General features: G+C 52.3%; 18 protein-coding genes and 1 other annotated feature. Of the genes, 12 read left to right on the plus strand and 6 right to left on the minus strand.

Features of this window, described 5'->3' with window-relative positions; genetic code table 11:
• Position 1: 1 nt before the first annotated feature.
• The 5 genes from hemL (at position 2) to LLU09_RS01240 (ending at position 7,156) form a co-directional block, all read left to right on the plus strand.
• Positions 2–1,288, plus strand: a complete 1,287-nt coding sequence (gene hemL / locus LLU09_RS01220) for a glutamate-1-semialdehyde 2,1-aminomutase (protein ID WP_040104806.1) — start codon at positions 2–4, stop codon at positions 1,286–1,288.
• A 74-nt stretch (positions 1,289–1,362) separates the two neighbouring features.
• A complete protein-coding gene (locus tag LLU09_RS01225; protein WP_228310132.1) occupies positions 1,363–1,791 on the plus strand; it encodes a cytochrome c in 429 nt (142 codons plus the stop codon).
• A gap of 105 nt (positions 1,792–1,896) precedes the next feature.
• Positions 1,897–2,970 (plus strand): AbrB family transcriptional regulator, encoded by a 1,074-nt coding sequence (locus LLU09_RS01230; RefSeq protein ID WP_124009943.1) that lies wholly within the window; start codon positions 1,897–1,899, stop codon positions 2,968–2,970.
• Between the two features lie 32 nt (positions 2,971–3,002).
• Positions 3,003–3,209 (plus strand) — a binding site (T-box leader).
• A 44-nt stretch (positions 3,210–3,253) separates the two neighbouring features.
• Positions 3,254–5,881: a valine--tRNA ligase gene (locus LLU09_RS01235; RefSeq protein WP_228310133.1), complete on the plus strand. Its 2,628-nt coding sequence runs from the start codon at positions 3,254–3,256 to the stop codon at positions 5,879–5,881.
• 3 nt (positions 5,882–5,884) lie between these two features.
• Complete coding sequence (locus LLU09_RS01240; RefSeq protein WP_228310134.1) at positions 5,885–7,156, plus strand: bifunctional folylpolyglutamate synthase/dihydrofolate synthase; 1,272 nt, start codon at positions 5,885–5,887, stop codon at positions 7,154–7,156.
• A gap of 28 nt (positions 7,157–7,184) precedes the next feature.
• On the opposite strand, the gene LLU09_RS01245 is transcribed toward LLU09_RS01240, so the two are convergent.
• Complete coding sequence (locus LLU09_RS01245) at positions 7,185–8,564, minus strand: YfcC family protein (protein WP_228310135.1); 1,380 nt, start codon at positions 8,562–8,564, stop codon at positions 7,185–7,187.
• A gap of 149 nt (positions 8,565–8,713) precedes the next feature.
• On the opposite strand from LLU09_RS01245, the gene LLU09_RS01250 reads away from it, so the two are divergent.
• Positions 8,714–10,126, plus strand: coding sequence for a YfcC family protein (locus LLU09_RS01250; RefSeq protein ID WP_228310136.1), 1,413 nt, complete (start codon positions 8,714–8,716; stop codon positions 10,124–10,126).
• A 42-nt stretch (positions 10,127–10,168) separates the two neighbouring features.
• On the opposite strand, the gene mscL is transcribed toward LLU09_RS01250, so the two are convergent.
• Positions 10,169–10,537: a large conductance mechanosensitive channel protein MscL gene (mscL, locus tag LLU09_RS01255; protein ID WP_228310137.1), complete on the minus strand. Its 369-nt coding sequence runs from the start codon at positions 10,535–10,537 to the stop codon at positions 10,169–10,171.
• 229 nt (positions 10,538–10,766) lie between these two features.
• Here mscL and LLU09_RS01260 point away from each other — a divergent pair, with 229 nt between their 5' ends.
• Both LLU09_RS01260 and acnA read left to right on the plus strand, forming a co-directional pair.
• Complete coding sequence (locus LLU09_RS01260; protein ID WP_228310138.1) at positions 10,767–12,350, plus strand: glycine betaine uptake BCCT transporter; 1,584 nt, start codon at positions 10,767–10,769, stop codon at positions 12,348–12,350.
• Between the two features lie 195 nt (positions 12,351–12,545).
• Entirely contained in the window at positions 12,546–15,254 is a 2,709-nt protein-coding gene (gene acnA, locus LLU09_RS01265) for an aconitate hydratase AcnA (protein ID WP_228310139.1), read from the plus strand.
• Between the two features lie 40 nt (positions 15,255–15,294).
• Here the strand turns inward: acnA and LLU09_RS01270 are convergent, their stop codons facing one another.
• A complete protein-coding gene (locus LLU09_RS01270) occupies positions 15,295–15,573 on the minus strand; it encodes a HesB/YadR/YfhF family protein (protein ID WP_040104798.1) in 279 nt (92 codons plus the stop codon).
• Positions 15,574–15,590: 17 nt separating this feature from the next.
• Positions 15,591–16,175, minus strand: a complete 585-nt coding sequence (gene plsY / locus LLU09_RS01275) for a glycerol-3-phosphate 1-O-acyltransferase PlsY (RefSeq protein WP_228310140.1) — start codon at positions 16,173–16,175, stop codon at positions 15,591–15,593.
• 212 nt (positions 16,176–16,387) lie between these two features.
• On the opposite strand from plsY, the gene parE reads away from it, so the two are divergent.
• The 3 genes from parE (at position 16,388) to LLU09_RS01290 (ending at position 22,320) form a co-directional block, all read left to right on the plus strand.
• Positions 16,388–18,370 carry a DNA topoisomerase IV subunit B gene (gene parE / locus LLU09_RS01280; protein WP_228310141.1) on the plus strand — a complete coding sequence of 661 codons (1,983 nt, stop codon included), beginning with the start codon at positions 16,388–16,390 and terminating at the stop codon, positions 18,368–18,370.
• Entirely contained in the window at positions 18,363–20,792 is a 2,430-nt protein-coding gene (parC, locus tag LLU09_RS01285) for a DNA topoisomerase IV subunit A (protein WP_228310142.1), read from the plus strand. Before parE ends, parC begins: the two co-directional genes overlap by 8 nt.
• Positions 20,793–20,853: 61 nt before the next feature.
• The gene (locus tag LLU09_RS01290) at positions 20,854–22,320 is read left to right on the plus strand and encodes an alanine/glycine:cation symporter family protein (protein ID WP_228310143.1); all 1,467 of its coding nucleotides are present in this window, start codon (positions 20,854–20,856) and stop codon (positions 22,318–22,320) included.
• Between the two features lie 43 nt (positions 22,321–22,363).
• On the opposite strand, the gene LLU09_RS01295 is transcribed toward LLU09_RS01290, so the two are convergent.
• A complete protein-coding gene (locus LLU09_RS01295; protein ID WP_228310144.1) occupies positions 22,364–23,320 on the minus strand; it encodes a DUF1002 domain-containing protein in 957 nt (318 codons plus the stop codon).
• Positions 23,321–23,473: 153 nt separating this feature from the next.
• Here LLU09_RS01295 and LLU09_RS01300 point away from each other — a divergent pair, with 153 nt between their 5' ends.
• Positions 23,474–24,484, plus strand: coding sequence for an LCP family protein (locus tag LLU09_RS01300; RefSeq protein WP_228310145.1), 1,011 nt, complete (start codon positions 23,474–23,476; stop codon positions 24,482–24,484).
• Positions 24,485–24,524: 40 nt separating this feature from the next.
• Here LLU09_RS01300 and LLU09_RS01305 read toward each other — a convergent pair whose 3' ends face one another.
• Positions 24,525–25,523, minus strand: coding sequence for a cation diffusion facilitator family transporter (locus LLU09_RS01305; protein WP_228310146.1), 999 nt, complete (start codon positions 25,521–25,523; stop codon positions 24,525–24,527).
• Positions 25,524–25,528: the final 5 nt, after the last annotated feature.

A 25,528-nucleotide genomic window follows, 5' to 3' on the forward strand; every position in this document is an offset into this window, starting at 1 on the left:
AATGTACGAAAAATCGAAAGCACTCTATGAAAAAGCAAAAGACCTCATGCCCGGCGGGGTGAACAGTCCTGTCAGGGCTTTCAACTCCGTTGGTATGGACCCGGTCTTCATCGATCACGGGAAAGATGCGCGGACCTATGATGTGGACGGCAATGAATACATCGATTACGTGCTCAGTTTCGGCCCACTGATCCTTGGACACAGTGACAGGACCGTCGTCGATGCCCTTACTGCCGCTGCACAGAAAGGCACGAGCTTCGGTGCGCCGACCGCACTTGAAAATGAACTGGCGGAACTCGTCATCGACCGCGTACCTTCAGTCGAGATGCTCCGCATGGTCTCTTCCGGTACGGAAGCGACGCTTGCTGCACTGAGGCTGGCGAGAGGTTTTACGGGAAAGAATAAAATACTGAAATTCGAAGGCTGCTACCACGGCCACAGTGATTCCCTACTGATCAAAGCGGGCAGCGGCGTTGCGACGCTTGGATTGCCGGATTCCCCGGGTGTGCCGGAAGGGACGGCGGCGAATACCATCACCGTACCGTACAACGATGAAGAAAGCCTTTCCGAGGCATTCGACAAGTTTGGTGACGACATTGCTGCAGTCATCATGGAGCCGGTCGCCGGCAACATGGGCGTCGTGCCTCCAAAAGAAGGGTTCCTGAAGTTCGTCCGTGAGATTACGGAGCAGAATGATGCACTGCTCATATTCGATGAGGTCATGACCGGTTTCCGTGTCGACTACAACAGTGCCCAGGGACATTATGGCATAACACCTGACCTGACCTGCCTCGGCAAGGTGATCGGCGGCGGACTGCCTGTAGGGGCCTATGGCGGCAGGCGCGACATCATGGAGCGCATTGCACCCGTCGGGGACATCTACCAGGCTGGTACACTGTCCGGGAACCCCCTCGCGATGACGGCAGGGCTCGAGACGCTCAAACAGCTGACGCCGGAAAGCTATGAACATTTCAATAAGCTCGGCGACATGCTTGAAGTCGGCCTGAAGGAGATATTCAGCGAAAAAGGCTACCCGATCACCGTCAATCGTGCCGGCTCGATGATCGGCTTCTTCCTTACCGAAGGACCAGTCGTGGATTTCGACAGCGCCAACACGAGTGATCTGGAGCTTTTCAAAAATCTGTACCAGGAACTGCTCAAGGAAGGCGTCTACCTGCCGCCTTCCCAGTTTGAAGGCATGTTCCTCTCTACCAAGCATACAGAGGAAGATATACGGAAGACGCTGGATGCATTCAGAAATGCACTCGACCGCGCAGCGGACAGATAAGACGTGAATTTTGATTTTATCTGCACTGAATAAAGTGTATAATGGAAGAGAATATACAACGGGAGGTAGTTTGAATGGCCAAGGACAAGGATAAGCACATATCCGACAAGGATATGAACATGAAAGGCAAAAGAGATGAAGATAAAGTCTACATCGAAGGTCAGAACAGGGAAATGATCGAGCACAAAGAGGACAACAAGAAGAACCCGCTCATGTGGATCATTCCAATCGTCATCGTCCTGTTGATTCTTCCACTGATCATCAACCAGTTCAGTGGCGGTGGAGATGAAGAGGATGGTTCGACATCGACCACTTCCGGAGAAGAGGAGACACAGGAAGAGGGGATGACTGAAGAGGAGAGCACGGAAGAAGGCTCCGGTTCAGAAGGATCTGAAGAAGAGGAAAGTACTGAAGAGGACGCATCCGGTGATTCAGAGGAAGAAACTACAGAAGAGGATTCTGGATCTGGGGATTCAGAGGAAGAGACCTCTGAAGGCAACTAGAATGAATCCTGATACAACCCCGCAGCAGTGGATACTGGGCGGGGTTGCATTATGCGTGGATATTGTTTTGGATTCCGAAATAATCAAGGGGAGGGGGCAGGTCCGATGAAATATATGAACCTGGTCTTCCTGTTCATCGCTGCAATCGTCCTGTCTGCCCTGCTCCAGTGGGTGGGCATGGTGCTGCCATGGCTTTTCGGAGCAATGATGGCAACAGTCCTGTTCTACAGGCTGGTGACGAAGGCGTTCCATTATCCGAGATGGCTCGGCAACGTCGGCCTCGTCATCATCGGGGCGGAGATCGGATCCGCCTTCACTCTGCAGACACTCAGTGATATGGCAGACGACTACATGAACATCATCCTGATTTCACTGTTCATCATCATTCTGAGCCTGATTCTGGCGCGGTTCTTCATGAAGATGACCGGCTGTACAATGGAGACGGCGGTCCTTTCCTCGATTCCGGGGGCATTGTCACAGATGATTGTGATGGCAGAGGAGGAGAAGCGTGCAGATCTGCTGCTCGTCACGATGACGCAGATGTCCCGCATCGTACTCGTCGTCATATTCGTACCGCTGATCGCGAGCCTCACGAAAGGGCAGGGAACTTCTGAACTGAATGAAACTGCTGCACCCCTCCTCTCAGTCGTGACATGGGATATGCTCTGGATCATTGCAGCGGTTCCCGTCATCATCCTCATACTGATGAAATTGAAGTTCCCCGTCCCATTCATGATGGGGCCGATGCTGGCCATACTCGGCTGGAACATGGCCACGGACTATACATTTTCGGTCGACACGGAGTTCATGTATGCAGCACAGCTGTTCTTCGGCATCCGGATCGGCGTCCAGCTGTCGGCGCTCATCACCCAGCTGAACAGCCGGATGATCGCCGCCATGTTCATACAGAATGTACTGGTGATTGCAGGGACGATGGGCATCGTGCTGATGTTCCTGCTCGTAACAGACCATAATTTCACCGATCTGTTCCTGAGTGCGGCACCCGGCGGCATCGGACAGATCATCATCGTAGCTGTTGAAATGGGGGCGAACACGGCGATGATCTCCAGCTATCACATATTCAGGATCTTCTTCATCCTCCTGATCATCGCCCCCCTCATAAACTATCTTCTGAGGCGGAACAGGCGCCGGCGCCAGCATGCGGATGATGGGGCTTGACAGCGCCCGGGTGTTGGAATACTATAAAATTAATGCAATAGATGAAGGCAGGAGAGTAGTGGTGTACGGGTTACAGAGAGCATGTGGATGCTGTGAACATGCCGAAGTATGCCATGAAAGTAGTCTGCATAGATCAGTCCTGAACCAAAGTAGGGCCTGACGTGGGATGAGCGTTAATCGTCTCGAGTGCAGCATTTCATGCTGAATCTAGGTGGTACCGCGGAGCTTCCGTCCTATAGTCATGGACAGGAAGCTTTTTATTTTGTCTAAAGGAGAGAATGTTATGGAAATGTCCAAGAAGTACGATCCAAAAACGGTTGAAGAAGGTAAATATGAAAAATGGGTGGAAGCCGGATATTTCAAGTCCGATGCGTCTTCAGACAAGCCGCCGTACTCCATCGTCATTCCGCCGCCGAATGTGACGGGGAAACTGCACCTCGGCCATGCCTGGGATACGACACTGCAGGATATCATCACGCGCATGAAGCGCATGCAAGGCTATGAGGTCCTCTACCTGCCCGGCATGGACCATGCAGGCATCGCCACACAGGCGAAGGTGGAAGCGCGCCTGCGCGAGCAGGGCGTCACCCGTCATGAGCTCGGCAGGGAAAAATTCCTTGAACGTGCATGGGACTGGAAGGAGGAGTATGCCGATTTCATCCGCAGCCAGTGGGAGAAGCTCGGCCTGGGCCTCGATTATGACAAGGAACGCTTTACGATGGATGAAGGCCTGTCGAAAGCGGTGCGGAAGGTCTTCGTCGACATGTACAACAAGGGGATGATCTACCGCGGTGAATACATCATCAACTGGGACCCGGCAACACAGACTGCCCTGAGTGACATCGAGGTCATCCATAAGGAAGTTGAAGGGAACTTTTATCATGTGAAGTACCCGCTCCCTGACGGCAATCATCTTGAAATCGCAACGACACGCCCGGAGACGATGCTTGGTGATACGGCGATCGTCGTCCATCCCGACGATGACCGCTACAAGGAGTACATCGGCAAGACCGTAACGCTGCCGATCATGGAACGGGAACTGCCGATCATCGCAGATCCGTATGTCGATATGGAATTCGGTACCGGTGTGATGAAGGTGACGCCGGCACACGACCCGAACGACTTTGCGCTTGGCGAACGCCACGAGCTGAAGCGAATCAATGTCATGAATGAGGACGGTTCGATGAACGACCTTGCAGGCAGATATGCAGGCATGGACCGTTTCGAATGCCGCAAGGCACTGGTCAAGGATCTCGAGGCGGAAAGCTACCTGATCAAGGTGGAGCCGCATATCCACTCGGTCGGACATTCCGAGCGCAGCGGAGCTGTCGTCGAGCCCTACCTGTCCACACAATGGTTCGTCAAGATGGACGACCTTGCCAAAAAGAGCCTGGACAATCAGGATTCCGATAATGCGATCAACTTCGTACCCGAGCGCTTCGATGCGACATTCCGCCGCTGGATGGAAGATATCCGCGACTGGTGCATTTCCCGCCAGCTCTGGTGGGGACACCAGATTCCGGCCTGGTATCATAAAGACTCCGGAGAGATGCATGTCGGCATGGAACCGCCGGCGGACGCAGACAACTGGGTCCAGGACGAAGATGTGCTGGATACATGGTTCTCAAGCGCACTATGGCCATTTTCCACGATGGGATGGCCTGAAGAGACGGAAGATCTGAAGAAGTTCTTCCCGACCAATGTACTCGTGACCGGGTACGACATCATCTTCTTCTGGGTGGCGCGGATGATCTTCTCCTCCCTTGAGCATACAGGTGAGAATCCGTTCGATGATGTACTGCTCCATGGTCTGGTGAGGGATGAGCAGAACCGGAAGATGTCCAAATCCCTCGGCAATGGTGTCGATCCGATGGATGTCATCGAAAAATACGGAGCAGATGCCCTGCGCTACTTCCTGTCCACAGGAACAACACCGGGACACGATCTCAGATATTCCGACGAAAAAGTCGAATCCGTCTGGAACTTCATCAATAAAATTTGGAACGCCTCGCGCTTCAGCCTGATGAACATCGGCGAGGACTTCGGCATGGACGACATCAATCTCGAAGGTGAAAAATCATTGGCCGACGAATGGATACTGACGCGGCTGAATGAAACGATCGGCAATGTCACCCAGCTGTCCGAACGCTACGAATTCGGTGAAGCCGGCCGTCTGCTGTACAACTTCATCTGGGATGATTTCTGTGACTGGTACATCGAAATGGCGAAAGTGCCGATGACTGAAGGTACTGATGCAGAGAAGGCGATGACACGCTCCGTGCTGCTCCATACACTGGACAATATACTGAAGATGCTCCATCCATTCATGCCATTCGTGACGGAAGAGATCTATCAGACGATAGAGCCGGGCAGGACGATCGTCACAAGCGAGTGGGCGAAGGCGCATACACACCTCAGCAATCCGACTTCCGAGGATGCCATGGCACTGCTCGTCGACATCATCAAATCCGTCCGCCAGACGAGAAATGAAGTCAACACGCCGCTGTCGAAGCCGATAGACATATCCATAGAAGTCAAGGACGCAGCACGCCGGGAACTCATCGAGAACAACAGGCACTACATCGAAAGGTTCTGCAACCCGTCGTCCCTCGAAATCTCTTCTGAAATCGTGTCAGAAGAGGATGTGAAGACGGATGTAGTGAATGGCGCGACCATCATACTGCCATTGTCCGGCCTGATAGATATGCAGGAGGAGATTGCACGCCTCGAAGGCGAGCTGAAGCGCCTTGAGGGTGAACTGAAACGTGTCGACGGCAAGCTCTCCAACGAAAAGTTCGTTGCGAATGCACCGGCAGATGTCGTGGAAAAGGAAAAAGAGAAACAGATCGGCTACCAGTCCCAGTTCAATGAAGTCAGGGAAAGGCTGGATAATCTGAAAAGAAAGGGATAGGCGATGAGCTACCAAGAAGGATTGAATTGGATTCATGAAAGAATGAAATTTGGCATCAAACCGGGTGTCCGCCGCATGGAGTGGATGCTTGAACGTCTGGAGAATCCGGAACAAAACATCAATGGCATACATGTAGTGGGCACGAACGGCAAGGGATCCACGGTCTCCTACATGCGGAATGCACTGAACCATAATGGCTACACTGTAGGGACGTTCACCTCTCCGTACATTGAGACATTCAACGAACGGATTTCAGTGGACGGCACGCCGATACCGGATGATGACATCGTCGCTCTGGTCGAAATCGTCAAACCGGTGAGTGAAGCGCTGGAGGCCGAGACGGATCTCGGCACCGCAACAGAGTTTGAAATCATCACGATGATGATGTTCATCTATTTTGGAAAGATGCATTCGGTGGACTACGTGATCGTTGAGGCCGGGCTTGGTGGAAAGAACGATTCGACAAACGTATTCCAGCCGATCATGACGGTATTGACAAGCATCGGGCTTGATCATACGAGCATACTTGGGGACAGCCTGCTGGATATCGCCAAGGACAAGAGCGGCGTCATCAAGCCGGGGATCCCGCTCGTCTTCAGCATCAAGGATGATGTGTCGCGCGAATACATCCATAAGGTGCTTGAAGAGAATCATGCGAAGGGGATCGAACTGAACCGGGACATCATCATGATTCCCGAGAATGGCGAGTTCCAGTTCCAGTATGGCACCTATGATTTCCAGGACATCCGCCTGAGCATGGCGGGCAGGCATCAGAAGGAGAATGCCTCCCTCGCCATAGCTGCCCTGATCGAACTGCATGAAAGGGGGAAGGCCGTCCTCGACTGGAACCTGATGATCCGGGCCATGGAAGAGACCACATGGCCTGGACGCATCGAGACCTTGAGCGAAGATCCGCTGGTGATCATAGACGGCGCCCATAATAATGAAGCTGTCGAGGCCCTGGTGGAGACTATCGGCAGGCAGTATCCGGACAGGGAGATTACTGTGCTCTTCTCTGCGATAGAAGGGAAGCCGCTCTCCACGATGGTGGAGAAGCTTGAAGGGATTGCGGATGCGTTCAGCGTCACGGACTTCGATTTTCCGAAGGCGCTGCCGAAAGAGGAGATCTATGACAAGGTGAAGCATCCGAACCGGTCGATGGTGGATGACCACATCCAGTTCATTGAAGCGTTCGAGGGGGATATTCTGCTTGTGACGGGAAGCCTCTACTTCATCAGTGAAATCAAGCAGCACTACAATGCAAAAAGACGATAATCCATTAGGATTATCGTCTTTTTCTATGCTAGAAGGGCCCGTAGCCGATCCAGAGGCTGATGACCATGAAGGCGGAACATGCAATGATCCATACGAGCATGATCGGCCAGACGAACCTGAGCCATTTCTCATATGGGATATTGGCGATGCTGAGTCCTGCCATCAGTATGGCCGAAGTCGGGAACAGGTAGTTCGACAGCCCATCCCCCATCTGGAATGCGAGGACCACCGATTGTCTGGGCACACCCACGATATCCCCGATGGGTGCCATCAGCGGGATGGTGGTGGCCGCCTGTCCGGAACCGGATGGGATGAAGAAGTTTATGATGAACTGGGTGAAGAACATGCCGACCGCGGCTATGGAGGCAGGCAGCCCCTCCAGGATGGAGCTGACGGAGAAAATGACCGTATCGATGATGGTGCCGTCCTCCAGTATGAGCAGGATGCACCTGGCCAGCCCGACGATGAGCGCGCCGAATGTGACTTCCTTAGCGCCCTTGATGAAGTCTTCGGCGATCCCGTTCGGGGTGTTGCCTCCGACCAGGCCGGAGAAGATGCCCATGGCAAGGAATATTGCTGCAAGATCGGTGCCCGTCGACCAGCCCTGGACGACCCCATAGATGATGAGGCCGAATCCAGCCAGTATGATCAGGAGGACGAATATATGCCTTGATGTCAGCGTCTTGAATTCGTAGGATTCCGCCTGTGCATTCTTCTCAAGTCGATATACATAGCTGTTGTTCATGTCGCGTTGGACACGTTTGCCGTACCGGTATACGAAGAAGGCGGCAATGATGACGAATACGACCTGGATGATGATCCTGTAGAACATCCCTGAGAACAGGGGCAGGCCGGCGACTTCCTGTGCCACACCGACCGTGAATATGTTCATGAACCCGCCTGCAAATCCTGCTGCGGCCCCGAGTGCGACCATGGCCATGCCGGTCATGGCATCCATGCCGAGGGAGCGTGCAAGCATGATGCCCATCGGAATGAATATCAGGGTGGATTCGGCCATGCCGAATGTGGCACCGCCCAGTGAGAATATGAGCATCGTCAGTGGTATGAGTATGATTTCGCGGTTCTTGAGCAGCGAGACCACCTTGTTGATGCCTGCTTCTATCGCCCCGGTGCCATTGATCATACCGAATGCGCCGCCGATGATGAAGATCAGGAATATGATGCCTGCAGCATCCGTCATGCCTGCAGGGACGACGCGGAATATTTCAGTCCAGTGGACGGGGCTCTGTTCAGTGAACTCGAAAGAAGTTTCGTCCACCACGAGGATGCCGTTCTCATTCTCCGTCCGGTCGTATTCCCCAGCCGGGATGATGTAGCTGAGGAGCATCGCCAGAATGACGATGGAGTAGATGAGGACGAAAGCATGGGGTACTTTTATGTATTTCATTTATATGCCTCCTGTGCTGTTGATGCCATTAATTATACTTGAGTGATGGGAGATGGCAAGCGCATATAAAAAGTCTCCAAATAATTCAGTCTTTTTTATATTTTTTAATAAATGTATAATGGAATCATCAGAATGTGGAGGGAGATCATATGGATAAAGAAGAAAAAGCAGAACAGAGCCCTGCGGGGTTCAGATTTCCGCATACTTATGCAATTCTATTTTCAGTCGTCATCATTGCAGCAGCACTCAGCTATGTCATCCCGGCCGGGGAATTCGAACGGGTCGAGGTGGGGGATCGGACAGAAGTCGTACCCGGAAGCTACACGGGTGTAGAGCAGAGTCCGGTTTCATTCTTCGAACTGTTCAAGGCCATCCCGACAGGCCTGATCGACGGGGCGAACATCATCTTCTACATATTCCTGGTCGGTGGCGCCTTCGGCATCATCCGCGCGACAGGTGCCATAGAAGCGGCCATCCAGAAGGTGATGATCATGGTCAAGGGGAATGAAAGGCTGATGATACCGGTCATCATGCTTGTATTCTCCATTCTGGGCTTCACTACTGGTATGGCGGAGGAGGCCATCATCTTCGTTCCAATCGGCATCGTGCTGGCGACAGCCCTCGGGTATGATGCGATGGTAGGGACCGCCATGGTGACGCTCGGAGCAGCTTCAGGCTTCATCGGCGGCATGCTCAACCCCTTTACCGTGGGGATTGCGCAGGAAATCGCCGAATTGACCATCTTCTCGGGCTGGCAGTTCCGGGGTGTCGTCTATTTCTTTGTGCTGGGCATTGCCATCCTTTATGTCATGCATTATGCGAAGAAGGTGAAGCGGAAACCGGAGTCGAGCCTGGTCTATGAGGAAGCGCAGAAAGGGCATGTGAACTTTACGGATGATGTCATGAATTTCGACGAACTCAAAAAACGGCACATCATGATCCTCATCACGTTTGCAGCCGGAATCATCATCAATATCTATGGCATATTCCAGCATGGGTGGTTCCTGACCGAACTTTCCGCAAACTTCTTTGTGATCGGCCTCATCGCCGGCCTTGTCGGCGGCATGAAGATCAACGATATATTTGATGCATTCATCGACGGCATGAAGCTTGTCGTCTATGGAGCGATCATCGTCGGGTTTGCAAGGGCCATTGTGGTGGTGCTCGAGTCCGGCGTCATCATAGATTCGGTCATCAATGGAATGAGCAGTGTGCTCGACTTCCTGCCGCCATCCATTACGGCGCTCGGGATGCTTGTCATACAGGTCGTGATCAACTTCTTCATCCCGTCCGGGTCCGGCCAGGCGATGACGACGATGCCGATCATGACGCCGATCGCCGATCTGCAGGAAATTCCGAGGCAGGTCGCCGTACTTGCCTATCAATACGGGGATGCAATCACGAATACGATCATACCGACGTCGGCCTCGCTCATGGGGGTTCTGGCCGTTTCAGGCATCCCATACATCAAATGGGTCCGGTTCGTCTGGAAATTGACGCTGATGTGGCTCATCATCGCTGCCGCAGCACTCGTTGCTGCAACGATCCTCGGCATCTCATAGTACATGAAAAGGCCGGCGGTTACGCCGGCCTTTTCTGATGGATCATGAACTTGCATCTTCCTTTTTCAGTGCGTCCCTGATCTCCCTGAGCAGCACCGTCTGCTCATCTTCGGCCGCCTCCTCGACGAAGTGGTTCCGCGTCAGGAGATTGACGGCTTTGATGAATACGAATATTGCTGCTGCTATGATGAGGAAGTCTATGATCGCCTGGATGAAGACGCCATAGGTGATCCCCTTGTATGCCCATTCCGATGTGAAGTCGGTGTTGCCGAATATCAGTGCAATCGACGGCATGATGATGTTTTCTACGAGTGCAGTGACGATTTTGCTGAATGCCGCACCAATGACGACGGCGACTGCAAGATCCAGTACATTGCCCCTGAGTATGAAGTCCTTGAATTCCTGCCACATGATGATTCCTCCGAATTTTTATTTATCGGTCCAGCATCCATCATACAGTAAAAGTCCGTACTTGCAAGAGGGCATAATACTTTATTTACAGCGCTGTTGATATATACTTGAATGTAGAGTGGATGTATATTTGCTAGACTCCAGATGATGTGTTAACATCAATAATTGTTTTGTAAGTTGCGTTACAAAAAGTAATTAAAGGGAATAACCCATCTAAAGGAGGAGTAGAATGGAAGAGAATCAAAAATCAAGATTAACTCCAGTTTTCTGGATTGCACTTGCCATCGTTTCCGCACTTGTACTCTATGGCGTGTTCTTCTCAGAAAACTTCGAAAGTGTCACAGGTGTGATGCAGGGGTTCATTACGAGCAACTTCAGCTGGTACTATGTTTCACTCACAACCATATTCATCGCTTTCTGTCTAATATTCGTATTTACACCGATGGGGCAGATCCGTCTCGGCAAGCCGACGGAAAAGCCTGAATTCAAGACCGCTTCATGGTTTGCGATGCTGTTCAGTGCCGGTATGGGGATTGGGCTGGTCTTCTGGGGGGCGGCTGAACCGATCAGCCACTATTTCACCCCGCCGACAGCCGAACCAGGCACAGATACCGCAATGAAGGAAGCACTCAGAAGATCCTTCTTCCACTGGGGCTTCCATGCTTGGGCTGTCTATGCTGTAGTCGGCTTGGCACTGGCGTTCGCCCAGTTCAGAAGAAATGAACCGGGTCTGATTTCAAGCACCCTGAGGCCGATACTCGGCAAACACGTGGATGGACCGATCGGTACAGCCATCGATGTACTCGCTGTATTTGCGACGATTGCCGGTGTTGCGACATCACTTGGTCTTGGTGTCATGCAGATCAACGGCGGCCTGAGCTACCTGTTCGGCATCCCGAACAACATCTATGTACAGATCATCATCATCGCCGTGATCACGGTACTGTTCATGTACAGTGCATGGACCGGCCTGTCGAAAGGCATCCAGTACCTCAGTAATGCAAACATGGTACTTGCCGGCCTGCTGATGATATTCACACTGGTACTCGGACCGACCGTACTCATCCTGAACATGTGGACGGATACATTCGGCGGCATGGTAAGCAACTTCATCAACATGAGCTACGATGTTGCACCACTGAACCAGGAGAAGAATGACTGGCTTGGTGCATGGACGATCTACTACTGGGGCTGGTGGATGGCATGGAGTCCGTTCGTCGGCATCTTCATCGCCCGTGTCTCCCGTGGACGCACAATCCGTGAATTCGTCCTCGCGGTCATGGTCGGCCCGGCAGTCGTCAGCTTCCTATGGTTCAGCATATTCGGCGTCACTGCCATTGAATCCGATAGACAGGTTGGCGGTTTCTCCGACCTTGCGACTGAAACAGTATTGTTTGAAATGTTCAATAACATGCCGCTCGGCTTCATCGTTTCACTCGTAGCCGTGCTGCTGATCGGGACGTTCTTCATCACATCTGCAGACTCCGCTACATTCGTACTGGGCATGCAGACGACGAATGGCTCCCTGACACCATCCAACAGGGTCAAGATGATCTGGGGTGTCGCCCAGGTGATGATTGCCGTCGTACTCCTTATGGGTGGCGGCCTGACGGCATTGCAGGCATCTTCAATCATCTCGGCATTCCCATTCTCGCTCATTCTGATACTCATGATGATTGCGACATACAAGGATATCGCAAAAGAGCAGAGGTCATTGAACCTCCTCATCGAGCCGGACTACAAAGGTACGGAGTATGAGAAGCTGATGGAAGATCATGAGGCGAAATTGAGAAGAGAGAACAATGAAGGCTAGGGTAAACTAGAGTTAAGGTTAATATATAGTTATGATGATGACCTATAGAGATAAGTTATACTTATTGCTATAGGTCATCTTTTTGTATCGAAATTATGGCAGAATTGACAGGGACGGCGTTTACATCCCTTATGTAAAGATATACAATTGATACGAACGGTCTTATGACTGGAATATTGATAGGGGGCTATTACAATGAGTCAAAATGTTAATGAAGCTGCCAGGAAGTCGTTCAATGTCGGCGGCAAGGACTATAACTACTATAGTCTGAAGACATTGACTGAACGGGGCATGTCCGAAACACACAAATTGCCATACTCCGTCAGAGTACTGCTTGAATCGGTACTGCGCCAGTACGATGGCAGTGTCATCAAAGATGAACATATCGAATCTCTGGCAACTTGGGATAAAGGCGACCACCAAGGAAAAGAAGTGCCATTCAAACCTTCACGTGTCATTCTCCAGGACTTTACCGGTGTGCCTGCGGTCGTCGACCTGGCATCACTCAGGAAGGCAATGGATGATGTAGGCGGGGATGTACAGAAGATCAATCCTGAAGTGCCTGTCGATCTCGTCATCGACCACTCCGTACAGGTGGATGCCTATGGTACCGATGATGCACTCAGATTGAACATGGAGCTCGAGTTCGAAAGGAACCAGGAACGCTATGAATTCCTGCACTGGGCAACGAAGGCATTCGACAACTACAAAGCTGTTCCGCCAGCAACAGGTATCGTCCACCAGGTCAACCTCGAGTACCTGGCGAACGTTGTCCATGTCAAGGAAGACGGCGATGAACGCGTCACGTTCCCTGATACACTTGTCGGTACGGATTCCCACACTACCATGATCAATGGTCTCGGCGTCCTTGGCTGGGGTGTCGGCGGCATCGAGGCTGAAGCCGGAATGCTCGGACAGCCATCCTACTTCCCTGTACCTGAAGTCGTTGGGGTACGCATGACGAATGGACTGCCGGAAGGTGCCACTGCAACAGACCTTGCACTGCGCGTCACTGAACTGCTGCGCAAACATGGTGTTGTAGGCAAGTTTGTCGAATTCTTCGGCCAGGGCGTCACTGAACTTCCGCTTGCCGACAGGGCGACGATTGCAAACATGGCGCCTGAATATGGTGCAACATGCGGCTTCTTCCCTGTTGATGATGAAACGCTAGAATACATGAAGCTCACAGGACGCAGTGAAGAACATATCGATATCGTCAAAAAGTATCTGCAGGAGAATGACATGTTCTTCGATCCTGCAAATGAACCAGTCTACAGCGAAGTCGTCGACCTCGACCTCTCCACTGTTGAGCCTGCACTTGCTGGACCAAAGCGTCCACAGGATCTGATCCAGCTCTCCGACATGAAGAAGGAGTACAGGAAATCAGTGACTGCGGAAAGCGGCAACCATGGCCATGGTCTGGACGAATCCGAATTCGACAAGAAGACGACGATCAAATTCAACGATGGCAGGGAAGTAGAAATGAAGACCGGCGACCTCGCCATTGCCGCCATCACTTCATGTACGAACACATCCAACCCTTATGTCATGCTGGGTGCGGGTCTGGTCGCAAAGAAAGCGGTTGAAAAAGGCCTCGAGGTTCCAGCATATGTGAAGACTTCACTGGCACCAGGCTCCAAAGTCGTTACCGGCTACCTTGAAGACTCCGGCCTGCAGGAATACATGGATAAGCTCGGCTTCAACCTCGTAGGTTACGGCTGTACGACATGTATCGGAAACTCCGGTCCACTGCTTCCTGAAATTACAGAAGCAATCACTGAAAGCGATCTGCTTGTAAGTTCAGTGCTGTCCGGAAACCGTAACTTTGAAGGCAGGATCCACCCGCTCGTCAAAGCCAACTATCTTGCTTCACCTCCACTGATCGTGGCATATGCGCTTGCCGGTACAGTAGACATCGATCTGCGCAATGAACCGCTCGGTAAGGACAAGGACGGCAACGATGTCTTCATGAAGGATATCTGGCCATCCACCCAGGAAGTCAAGGATGCAGTAATGAGCAACGTCAGCCCTGAGCTCTTCAGAAAAGAGTACGAAAGGGTATTCGATGCCAACGAAATCTGGAACAACATCGAAACGACGGATGCACCGCTCTACGACTTCGATCCGGAGTCCACGTACATCCAGAACCCATCATTCTTCCAGAACCTGTCCACAGAACCGGGCAAAGTGGAATCACTGAATGGCCTGCGTGTACTCGGCAAGTTCGGCGACTCCGTAACGACAGACCACATCTCACCTGCGGGTGCGATCGGCAAGGATACACCTGCCGGAAAATGGCTGATCGAGCAGGGTGTATCCCCAAGGAACTTCAACTCATATGGTTCCCGACGCGGAAACCACGAAGTGATGCTCCGCGGTACATTCGCCAACATCCGTATCCGCAACCAGATTGCGGACGGCAAAGAGGGCGGATTCACAACGTACTGGCCGACTGGTGAAGTCATGAGCATCTATGATGCTGCAATGAAATATCAGCAGGATGGCACGGGACTCGTGGTCATCGCAGGAGACGACTACGGTATGGGCTCCAGCCGTGACTGGGCAGCCAAAGGTACGAACCTCCTCGGTGTCAAAGCGGTCATCGCAGCAAGCTATGAGCGTATCCACCGTTCGAACCTCGTAATGATGGGCGTCCTCCCACTCCAGTTCGTCGATGGGGAAGATGCAGATTCACTCGGCTTTGACGGCAGCGAGACATTCGACATCCAAGTCGGTGAAGATGTCATGCCTGGCCACATCCTTGATGCTGTAGCGACGAACCAGGACGGCAAGAAGACTGAGTTCAAAGTCAAGGCACGCTTCGATTCAGAAGTAGAAGTGGACTACTACCGCAACGGCGGCATCCTGCAGCTTGTACTCAGAAACAAACTTAAAGAGCAGTAATATTAAAATAACCCATCTCTTCTGAGATGGGTTATTGCTTTTATCTGCTTTCGAATGTGACTTCATCATCCTCAGAATCTATGACCAGTTCCGTATCTTCAAAGTACCACAGGTCCGATTCCTTGATGAACACCTGTATGCCATCATAGTCGAATACTTTACTGTCAGAGGGGATGCGCTCTACTGTCAATGCTGGAGAAAACCCCTGTTTCAGCTGTGTTTCCCCGCCATACCTTACATAGATGTTGACGCCCTGTCCTTCTTCCGGGTCCAGTTCTTCCTTCATCCAATCCAGTGCACGATCTGTAACTTCCAACATTTCAATCATCCCTTCTGCTACATGAATGTGATTTTAGATTCTGTACCATCCATTATACGTTTAATGTTGGAGATATGTCTAACGACAATGACTACGGCGATGATGAATGAGAATGCAATCAGCAGCGGATCCCTGAATGCCAGCGAAAGAATAAAGAATAGGACGGCACTCACGATGCTGGACAGGGATACATATTTGCTGAGCTTCAATGTTATCAGGAAAGCGGCCAGGAGCATGATGAAGAGCAGGGGATTGTATGCCAGTACGGCACCTGCACTGGTAGCGACTGCCTTGCCACCCTTGAATTTGAGGAATATGGAGTAGACATGGCCAAGGGCCGCAACAAGACCGGGAATGAATATATGCATATCCACGTTGAGGAGCATCGCGGCAACCACTGGAAGTGCCCCCTTGAACATATCCAGGAGCAGCACGACGATGCCCGCCTTCTTCCCAAGGATCCTGAAGGTGTTTGTGGTGCCTATATTGCCGCTGCCATGCTGTCTGAGGTCGATCTTATAGAACCACAGGCCGATGAGCAGGCTGAATGGCGTGGAACCCAGGAGATAGCTCAATACCAGGAGTATTATGATCGTTTCCATTTAAAAACCCCTTTATTATCAGGTACTAACAGTTTACCATAAATTTTTAATGGGGTATAATAAAATATAGTTTACCATAAAATTATTATGTAAACTATTAATGTTATATGCAATATGAATACATTGATTATGGTTGCAATCCTTACGCTTTTGTATAAAAATAGAACATGAGATAAAAATAACGAACATATGTTTGTGGGAGGAAATCCGATTTGGCAAGACAGAATACTTATAACGATGATTCAATACAAATACTTGAAGGTCTGGACGCCGTAAGGAAAAGGCCGGGGATGTATGTCGGTTCAACCGATCATAGGGGGCTGCATCACTTGGTGTACGAGATCACCGACAACTCGGTCGATGAGGTCATCAACGGCTACGGCGATGAAATCAACATCACCATCAATCCGGATGAAAGCATCACCATCCGCGACAACGGGCGGGGCATGCCAACGGGCATGCACACATCCGGCAAGCCGACACCGGAAGTCATATTCACGGTGCTCCATGCAGGCGGCAAGTTCGGTGCCGGCGGCTATAAGACATCCGGCGGCCTTCACGGTGTGGGGGCTTCGGTCGTCAATGCGCTGAGCGAATGGATGGAAATCAGGATCTACCGGGATGGAAAAGTGCATGAGATGTCATTCAAGGACGGCGGCAAGCTCGACCGTCCATTGGAAGTGACCGGAAAGACGAAGCAGACCGGCACGGAAGTGACCTTCATGCCCGATGGAAAGATATTCAAGAGCGGTACTTCATTCCATTTTGAAACCATCATGGAAAGGATGCGGGAATCCGCGTTCCTGCAGAAGGGGATGCGCATTTCGATTACGGACAGGCGTCCCGAGGAGCCGCTCGAGGAAGTCTTCCAATATGATGATGGGCTGAAAGCCTTCATCAACTTCCTGAATGAGGGCAAGGATGCGATCGGGGATGTGGTCATGTTCTCCGGCGAGTACAACGATATCGTGGCTGAAGTGAGCTTCCAGTATAATGACCAGTACAGTGAAACGCTGATCTCCTTCGTCAATAATGTACGGACGAAGGATGGCGGAACGCATGAGGTCGGCTTCAAGACTGGCTTCACGCGTGTATTCAATGAATACGCACGCAAGATCAAGGAATTGAAGGACAAGGACAAGAACCTTGAAGGCAGCGACATCAGGGAAGGCCTGACTGCCGTCATCTCGGTGAAGGTCCCTGAGAACCTGCTCCAGTTCGAAGGCCAGACGAAGAGCAAGCTCGGTACGAGTGAAGCGCGGAATGTCATGGAATCGCTGATGAGCGAACATCTTCCATACTATCTGGAGGAGAACGGGGCGCTGAGCACCCAGCTGGTCAAGAAGGCGATCAAGGCAAGGAGCGTCCGGGAGACTGCACGGAAAGCCCGTGAGGAGGCGAGGAACGGCAAGAAGCGCCGCAAGGATACACTGCTTTCCGGCAAATTGACGCCCGCCCAGAGCCGCAATGCCAAGAAGAATGAACTGTATCTTGTCGAAGGGGACTCTGCAGGCGGATCTGCAAAGCAGGGCCGCGACAGGCGATTCCAGGCCATCCTGCCGCTGCGCGGCAAGGTCATCAATACCGAGAAGGCGAAGTTTGAGGACATCTTCAAAAATGAAGAGATCAATACGATCATCCATACGATCGGTGCCGGCGTCGGTACGGAATTCAGTGTGGATGATACGAACTATGACAAGATCGTCATCATGACGGACGCGGACACCGATGGTGCGCACATCCAGGTGCTGCTCCTTACGTTCTTCTTCAACTACATGCGTCCGCTCTTCGATGCGGGCAAGATCTATATCGCCCTGCCGCCTTTATTCCAGCTCAAGAAGAAGGGCAGGAAAAAGGATGAGGTACGGTATGTCTGGACTGAGGATGAACTCGTCGAGGCCCAGAAGGAAATGGGCAAAAATGTCGAACTCCAGCGCTATAAGGGTCTGGGTGAGATGATGCCGGAACAGCTGTGGGAAACGACGATGAATCCGGAGACGCGGACGTTGATCCAGGTGCGTATTGAAGATGAGGCACTTTCATTGAAGCGTGTCACGACCCTCATGGGGGACAATGTGGAGATGCGCAGGAAGTGGATCGAATCGAATGTCAGCTTCACACTCGAAGATGCAGACAGCATATTGGGGAATGAAGATGTTACAAAACTGGGAGAAAGTGGTGAATTGAATGACTGAACAAGTTCAGCAGCTACAACTTGAAGATGTCATCGGCGACCGTTTCGGACGCTACAGCAAATACGTCATCCAGGATCGTGCCATACCTGATGTCAGGGACGGCCTGAAGCCGGTCCAGCGGCGGATTCTGTACGCTATGTACAAGGAAGGGAACACCTTTGAGAAGAGCTTCAGGAAAAGTGCCAAGACTGTAGGGAATGTCATCGGTAACTATCACCCGCACGGGGACTCCAGTGTCTATGAAGCGATGGTCCGCCTCTCCCAGGAATGGAAGATGCGCGAGGAACTGATTGATATGCATGGCAACAAGGGGAGCGTCGATGGCGATCCGCCGGCTGCGATGCGCTACACGGAGGCGCGGCTGTCCGAAATCTCGAATGAAATGCTCCGGGACATCAACAAGAAGACCGTCGACTTCATCAACAACTTCGATGATACGGAGATGGAGCCGACCGTCCTGCCTTCGAAATTCCCGAACCTCCTGGTCAATGGCTCGACAGGCATCTCTGCAGGCTATGCCACAGACATCCCGCCCCACAACCTCGAAGAGGTCATCGATGCGACATTGAAGGTCATCGATAAGCCGTCCGCCTCCATGGATGAATTGATGGAGATCATCAAAGGCCCGGATTTCCCCACAGGAGGCATCATCCAGGGCAAGGACCAGATCAGGAAGGCATATGAGACGGGACGCGGGAAGATCATCGTCCGGAGCAGGGTGCGGACCGAGGACACCCGGGGCGGCAAGACCCATATCATCATCGATGAACTGCCATTCGAGGTGAACAAGGCGAACCTTGTCAAAAAGATGGATGAAATCCGTGCAGACCGCAAGATCGATGGCATCATCGAAGTCCGGGACGAAACCGACCGTGAAGGCATGCGCATCATAGTGGAGGTCAAGAAGGAGGCGAATGTCGAAGGCATCATCAACTACTTCTACAAGAAGACGGACCTCCAGGTATCCTACAACTTCAATATGGTGGCGATCAGCGACAGGGCACCGAAGCAGCTCGGGCTGAAGGAAATTCTGGAGAGCTATATCGCCCATCAGAAGGACGTCATCCTCAGGCGCTCGCAGTATGAGCTTTCGGAAGCGGAGCGCAGGATGCATATCATCGAAGGACTCATGCACGCGCTGTCCATATTGGACGAAGTCATCCGCGTCATCCGGGAGTCGGATAACAAGCGCAATGCCAAGGCGAATCTGGTGGAAGCCTTCAGCTTCACGGAAGCCCAGGCGGAAGCAATCGTCATGCTTCAGCTGTACCGTCTGACGAACACGGATATCGCAGAACTTGAAACTGAGCACAGCGAGTTGGAATATACGATCAATCAGCTGCGGGAAATACTGGGCAATGAAAAGCAGCTGCTCAAAGTGATCAAAAAAGAGCTGCGTGACATCAAAAAGAAATATGCCACACCGCGCAGAAGTACGGTGGAAGATGAAATCGAGGCCATCGAGCTTGAGAAGGAAGTGCTGATCGCCAAGGAGGAAGTCGTCGTTTCACTGACGAAGGAAGGGTATGTGAAGCGTACGAGCCTTCGGAGCTACAATGCGAGCACCCCGGATGAAATCGGCATGAAGGAGGATGACCAGGTGCTCCTTTCCCGTCATGCCCATACACTTGAACATCTGCTCGTCTTCACCAATCTCGGCAACTATATGATCATTCCCGTCCATGAACTGTCTGAGATCAGATGGAAGGACAATGGCCAGCATCTCTCCAACCGCTTCAGGCTCGGGGCGGATGAATCACCGGTGACGGCCTTCGTCATTGAGGATTATGGGGCCGACCTCTCTGTAGTGACGACCACGCGCCGAGGTCAGATCAAGCGGACTGAGCTCAAGGCCTATGAAGCGAGCCGCATCAGGCGGCCGATTTCCGGCATCAGCCTCAAGAAGGACGACCAGGTGGTTTCAGTGGAACTTTCCCAGGGCGGCACGGAGGATGTGCTGCTGATTACACAAAAGGGCATCTCCCTGAGATATCCATTGTCGGAAGTCAATCCGGTCGGCCTGAAGGCGCAGGGCGTCAGGGCAATCCAGCTGAAGCCGGATGATGCGCTTATCTTCTCTGGGCTCGTCTCCGATGAGAAATTCCTCGTCACGGTCTCCCAGCGGGGAGCAGTCAAACGGACATCAATCGATGTATTGGAAAGGGGCGCGCGGGCACAGGTGGGCAGCACACTGCTCAAGGAGATCAAATCGAAGCCTCATCGCATCATCGGTGCCCGGCTCATAGAAAGCAATGTCGATATGGTCCTCTATTCACAGGGCTCCAGCTTCAAATTGGATGCACGATCTATCCGGGTAAGCGGCAAATATGCCAATGGTTCATTTGTGGTCGATGAAAATGAATTCGGCGAGGTGGAGCGCGTCGTGTTTGAAGCGGTCAATAGTTCGAATAGTCCAACTTGAATTTAGGGCTTTAAAGCGTTTTCCCAAATGATATAATATTTGTTATATCAGGAGGTGCTTTATGGGATTTGAAGGAATTGTTCCAGATTGGTTCAAAAGTTTTGTGGACATAGGAAACACCCTGTTGTGGGGAGACTTCCTCATCGGGCTGCTTATTCTTGCAGGTCTTTATTTTTCCATCAGCTCGAGGTTCGTCCAGTTCAGATGGTTCAAAGAGATGTTCAAGGTAATTACGGAAAAGGCCGAGACGCTGCCTGACGGCAAGAAAGGGATCGCCCCTTTCCAGGCGTTTGCAATCAGTGCCGCTTCACGCGTCGGCACCGGCAACATCGCAGGTGTAGCGACGGCCATCGTGCTCGGCGGTCCCGGCGCGATATTCTGGATGTGGCTGATCGCGTTCTTCGGTGCAGCGACCGCATTCTTCGAATCCACGCTTGCACAGGTATATAAAGTGAAGGATGAGGAGGGCGGTTTCCGTGGGGGCCCGGCCTACTACATGGAGAAGGGCCTCAACCAGAGATGGCTCGGACTGTTCTTCGCGGTGCTGATCACAATCACATTCGCATTCGTCTTCAACGGGCTGCAGGCGAACACCATCGCCCATGCCTATCAAGAGGCATTCAACCTCGACAGGTGGGTGGTCGGACTCGTCATCGCAATCTTCACGGCCATCGTCATCTTCGGCGGGGCCCGGACCATTGCGAAAGTTACAGGCTACATCGTCCCGGTCATGGCGGTCATCTATCTGCTGGTCGTCTTCGTGATCCTCATCATCAACTACGACCAGATCATTCCGATGCTGACGGCCATCGTCACAAACGCGTTCGGCATCCGGGAAGTCTTTGGTGGTGCACTCGGTGCAGCGATACTGAACGGCTTCCAGCGGGGGCTGTTCTCGAATGAAGCGGGTATGGGTTCTGCACCCAATGCCGCCGCATCCGCTGCGGTCAGCCACCCTGTCAAGCAGGGGCTGATCCAGGCGCTCGGCGTGTTCTTCGATACGATGATCGTCTGTACGGCAACGGCCATCCTGATCCTGATGTATACGGATCTGAGCTATGGAGCAGACGCACTCCAGGGCATCCAGGTGACACAGGCGGCGATGTCGGAGCAGATCGGCTCCTTCGGGGCGACCTTCATCGCGATCGTCATCCTGCTCTTCGCCTACAGTTCCATCCTCGGGAACTACTTCTACGGTCAGAGCAACCTGAACTACATCAAGGAGAACCGGGTGGTTCTGCTTATATTCAAGGTGCTTGTCGTCGTCATGGTCTTCATCGGTGCGGTGATGGACCTTGAGACGGCCTGGGCGACAGCGGACATGTTCATGGCACTCATGGCGGTGACCAACCTTGTCGCGGTATTCGGACTGAGCCATATCGTCTGGCAGGTTGCAGCCGACTATAAGGCGCAGCTGAAAACGGGTGTGAATCCCGTCTTCCAGACGAACAACATCAAAGCCGACCTTTCGGAAGTCGATGAATGGGGCGAGAACCGCTACGCCTATCGCAATGAAGAAAGGCCATAAAAGGCACATAATAAAAAGAGCAGACCATATGGTCTGCTCTTTTCTAGTTGAAGAGTGATCTGAAGAAGGAGACGATGCTTGAGAAGAAATCGGATGCCGCCTTCTTGAATGATTCCCAGGCGCTCGATTCCTGTATATCCTGTCCAATCTCCTCAGCCTGATCGGCTGCATTCTGGAATGCTTCACTCGAAGTGATCTGATCGAGGAGGTTCTGGGCGCTGTCCTTCAGCCGTTCGGCCTCCTCGCTCTGGAAGATGCCGGAGTCCTGTATCTGGATGATGATGACGACGATCCTGTCGATCTGATCCTGTGACAGCAGGCCGTCGAGGCCGTTGGCCGCCATCTGCTCATCGACGATATCCCTGATCTCCTGCTCCGTCAGGTCGCCGCCCTGGTTGATGACTTCAATTTTGATGTCGGTGATCATCTTGTTCAGCTGCTCCTGGGAGAACCCTTCGACATTGCTGTTCTCCTCGGAGATGCCGGAGATCGTCTCAAGTTCCTCTTGGGAGTTCTGTGTACGTTCGGTATCTATAGCCTCCCCCTGTGATTCGTACGCTTTGTAGATGCCGGAGAGGGCACTTTCACCGGTGACATCCTCGGCTGCCCCGATGACCACTTCCGCATCGGTGATGCCGGAAGTCAGCAGTGCATTCTTGTATGTCTCCTCTGTAATTTCTGTGATGTCCCCCATGCTCTCATCCACGGTGATGTCAAGGCCATGGCCTTCAGATTCCTGTATGATGCGGATGCTCGATTTGAGCACGTCATTGCTGTAGTCCTTGCCGATGTACTGCTGTACATCCTCGCTGTAGACATATTCGATTTTGTCGTTCTCCTCGGTGCCGAGTATTTCACGTGTCGCATCAAGCAGCTGCTGGTCGCTCTCAAGCGCTGCGCCATAAACTGTGACCGCTTCCTCCCATTCCGAAGCCGCCTGGGCCGGAACGGGCAACAGCAGCACGAGCATCATTGCCAAAAGTAATATTTTTTTAGTCATTTCCATCCCTCATTCCTTATATATATTTTACTATATAAGCATACGGCACCACAATTTTTTATCCTCCATGGAATGATGGGGAGATATTATTTCTTTATTAATTTCTAAAAACCGGTTAAAATGATTTGATAGATTGATGACAGGAGCATGATTATGGACAATGAATACAGACGTTCCGACAGGCCGCAGCCCGAAGGGCGGAAGCGGCGCATCCGGAAGCGGGCGCTCATTCCGCTCATACTGCTCGCGGTGCTCGTCGGCACAATCCTATATGTGTATTTCTCATACCAGTCCGGTCTCGATATCGCACGCGAAAACGGGGTTGAACAGGAGGAGATGGAATTCAACGGGGCGGATGACAACGACGGCAAGAAGAACATCCTGCTGCTCGGCGCCGACCGCGAGGTGGATGGTGCCCAGCGGACGGACGTCATCATGCTGGCACAGTATGACTACATGAACAAGGAAATGAAGATGGTCTCCCTCATGCGGGATATATACGTGGAGATTCCCGGCTTCCAGAGCTACAAGATCAATTCCGTCTACTCCCTCGGGGGTGTCGAACTGCTCAGGCAGACCATCCAGCAGAACTTCGGCGTCGAAGTCGAGGAATATGCAGTCATCGACTACCAGGCCTTCGAATCGGTCGTTGATGTGATCAATAAGGACGGCATCATGATCGATGTGGAAAAGGACATGTCGGAGAAGATAGATACGGAACTGAAGCAGGGGGAACAGCGGCTTGGAGGGGAAGACCTGCTTGCCTATGCCCGGTTCCGTCAGGATGCAGAGGGTGACTTCGGCCGTGTGAGACGCCAGCAGCAGGTGATCAATGCAGTCAAGGATGAGGCGCTGACTTTGGGAAGCATACTCAAGCTTCCGAAAATTGCGGGCACCGGAATGGGTCACGTCAATACGAGCATGAGCGACGGGGAACTGTACCGGATGATGGCCTCCTTCCTGATACGGGGCGATAAGGACATTCCGACACTCACCGTGCCGGTGGAAGATACGTACCAGTTCATGGACACGCCGCACGCCGGAAATGTCATCGACCTTGACTTCGAAGCGAACAGCCAAGCGATCCATGACTTCTTTGAAGCGGATTTGGAGGATCCGGATGCCGGAGAGCCGACCCGCGAGGAACCGGCAGCGAATGAATAGAAAATAAAAAGGATGGCGGTTACGCCATCCTTTTTTCGTGCTAATATTTCGGTTTCCTGTCGAGGTCATCTTGGGTCTTCGGCCATGTACGCTTGCCGTCATTCAGTTCGAACTCCATATTCACATCCGTCACGTGCTGCTGCTTAAGGATCAGTTTTTCTATCTCATCCCTGATCCTGTTGACTTCCCTGGAAGTGAGGTCCGGATCGATTTCGGCGATGACTTCCGCGTGGAGGTTGTCGCCTTCCTTCATGACGAAGAGCTTTCTGATGTCCTTTATCTCATCGTGGCGCAGAACGATCTGTGAGATCCGTTCCTCCATGCGCGGGTCATGTTCTCCAAGTGCCCCGGCTGCATTCTCCATGAAGATCTTATAGACGATATAGAACATAGCCAGGCCGATGACGACCGAAGCGATCCCTTCACTCTGCGAGAATCCTGTGAAGCGGGCGACGAGGATTGCGATGATTGCAAATATCGCACCCCCTGTTGCAACAGCATCTTCGAGGGAGACAAGCTTTGTTGCCGGCTTGGCCCGGTCCATATTGGCGAAGCTTGTAGTCAGCGGCTTCAGGCCATCATAGGGCATGTCCGCCTGCTGGAGGAGCTCCTTTCCGGCCTTATAGAGTACGAATGCCTCGAGTATCGCTGCGATGGCGAGGACGCCGATATTGATCAGCAGCATGGTCGTATCGGTCTCTACAGGCAGGGGTTCCAGAATGTGGTGGAGACCCTCCCTTACCGTCTCGTAGGCGAGGATGCCGACGATGATGACTGCAAAGAGCAGGACGAGATTCACCAGACGGCCGAAGCCGAAGGGGAAACGCTCAGTGGGTGCCTTTTTCGACAGCCCTGAACCTATGAAGACGAAAAGCTGGTTGAGCGCATCGCCGATCGAGTGCATCATTTCGGCGAACATCGCGACGTTGGCCGTCAGGATGAAAGCTACACCTTTGAGCCCTGCGATGAAGAAGTTGACGATGGAAGCGGTGAGGGAGGCCATACTCCCTTTTTTAAGTAATGCGATGATATCCTTCAATGAGT

Origin of the sequence: Salinicoccus sp. RF5, from assembly GCF_020786625.1 — a bacterium.
Taxonomy (GTDB): Bacteria; Bacillota; Bacilli; order Staphylococcales; family Salinicoccaceae; genus Salinicoccus.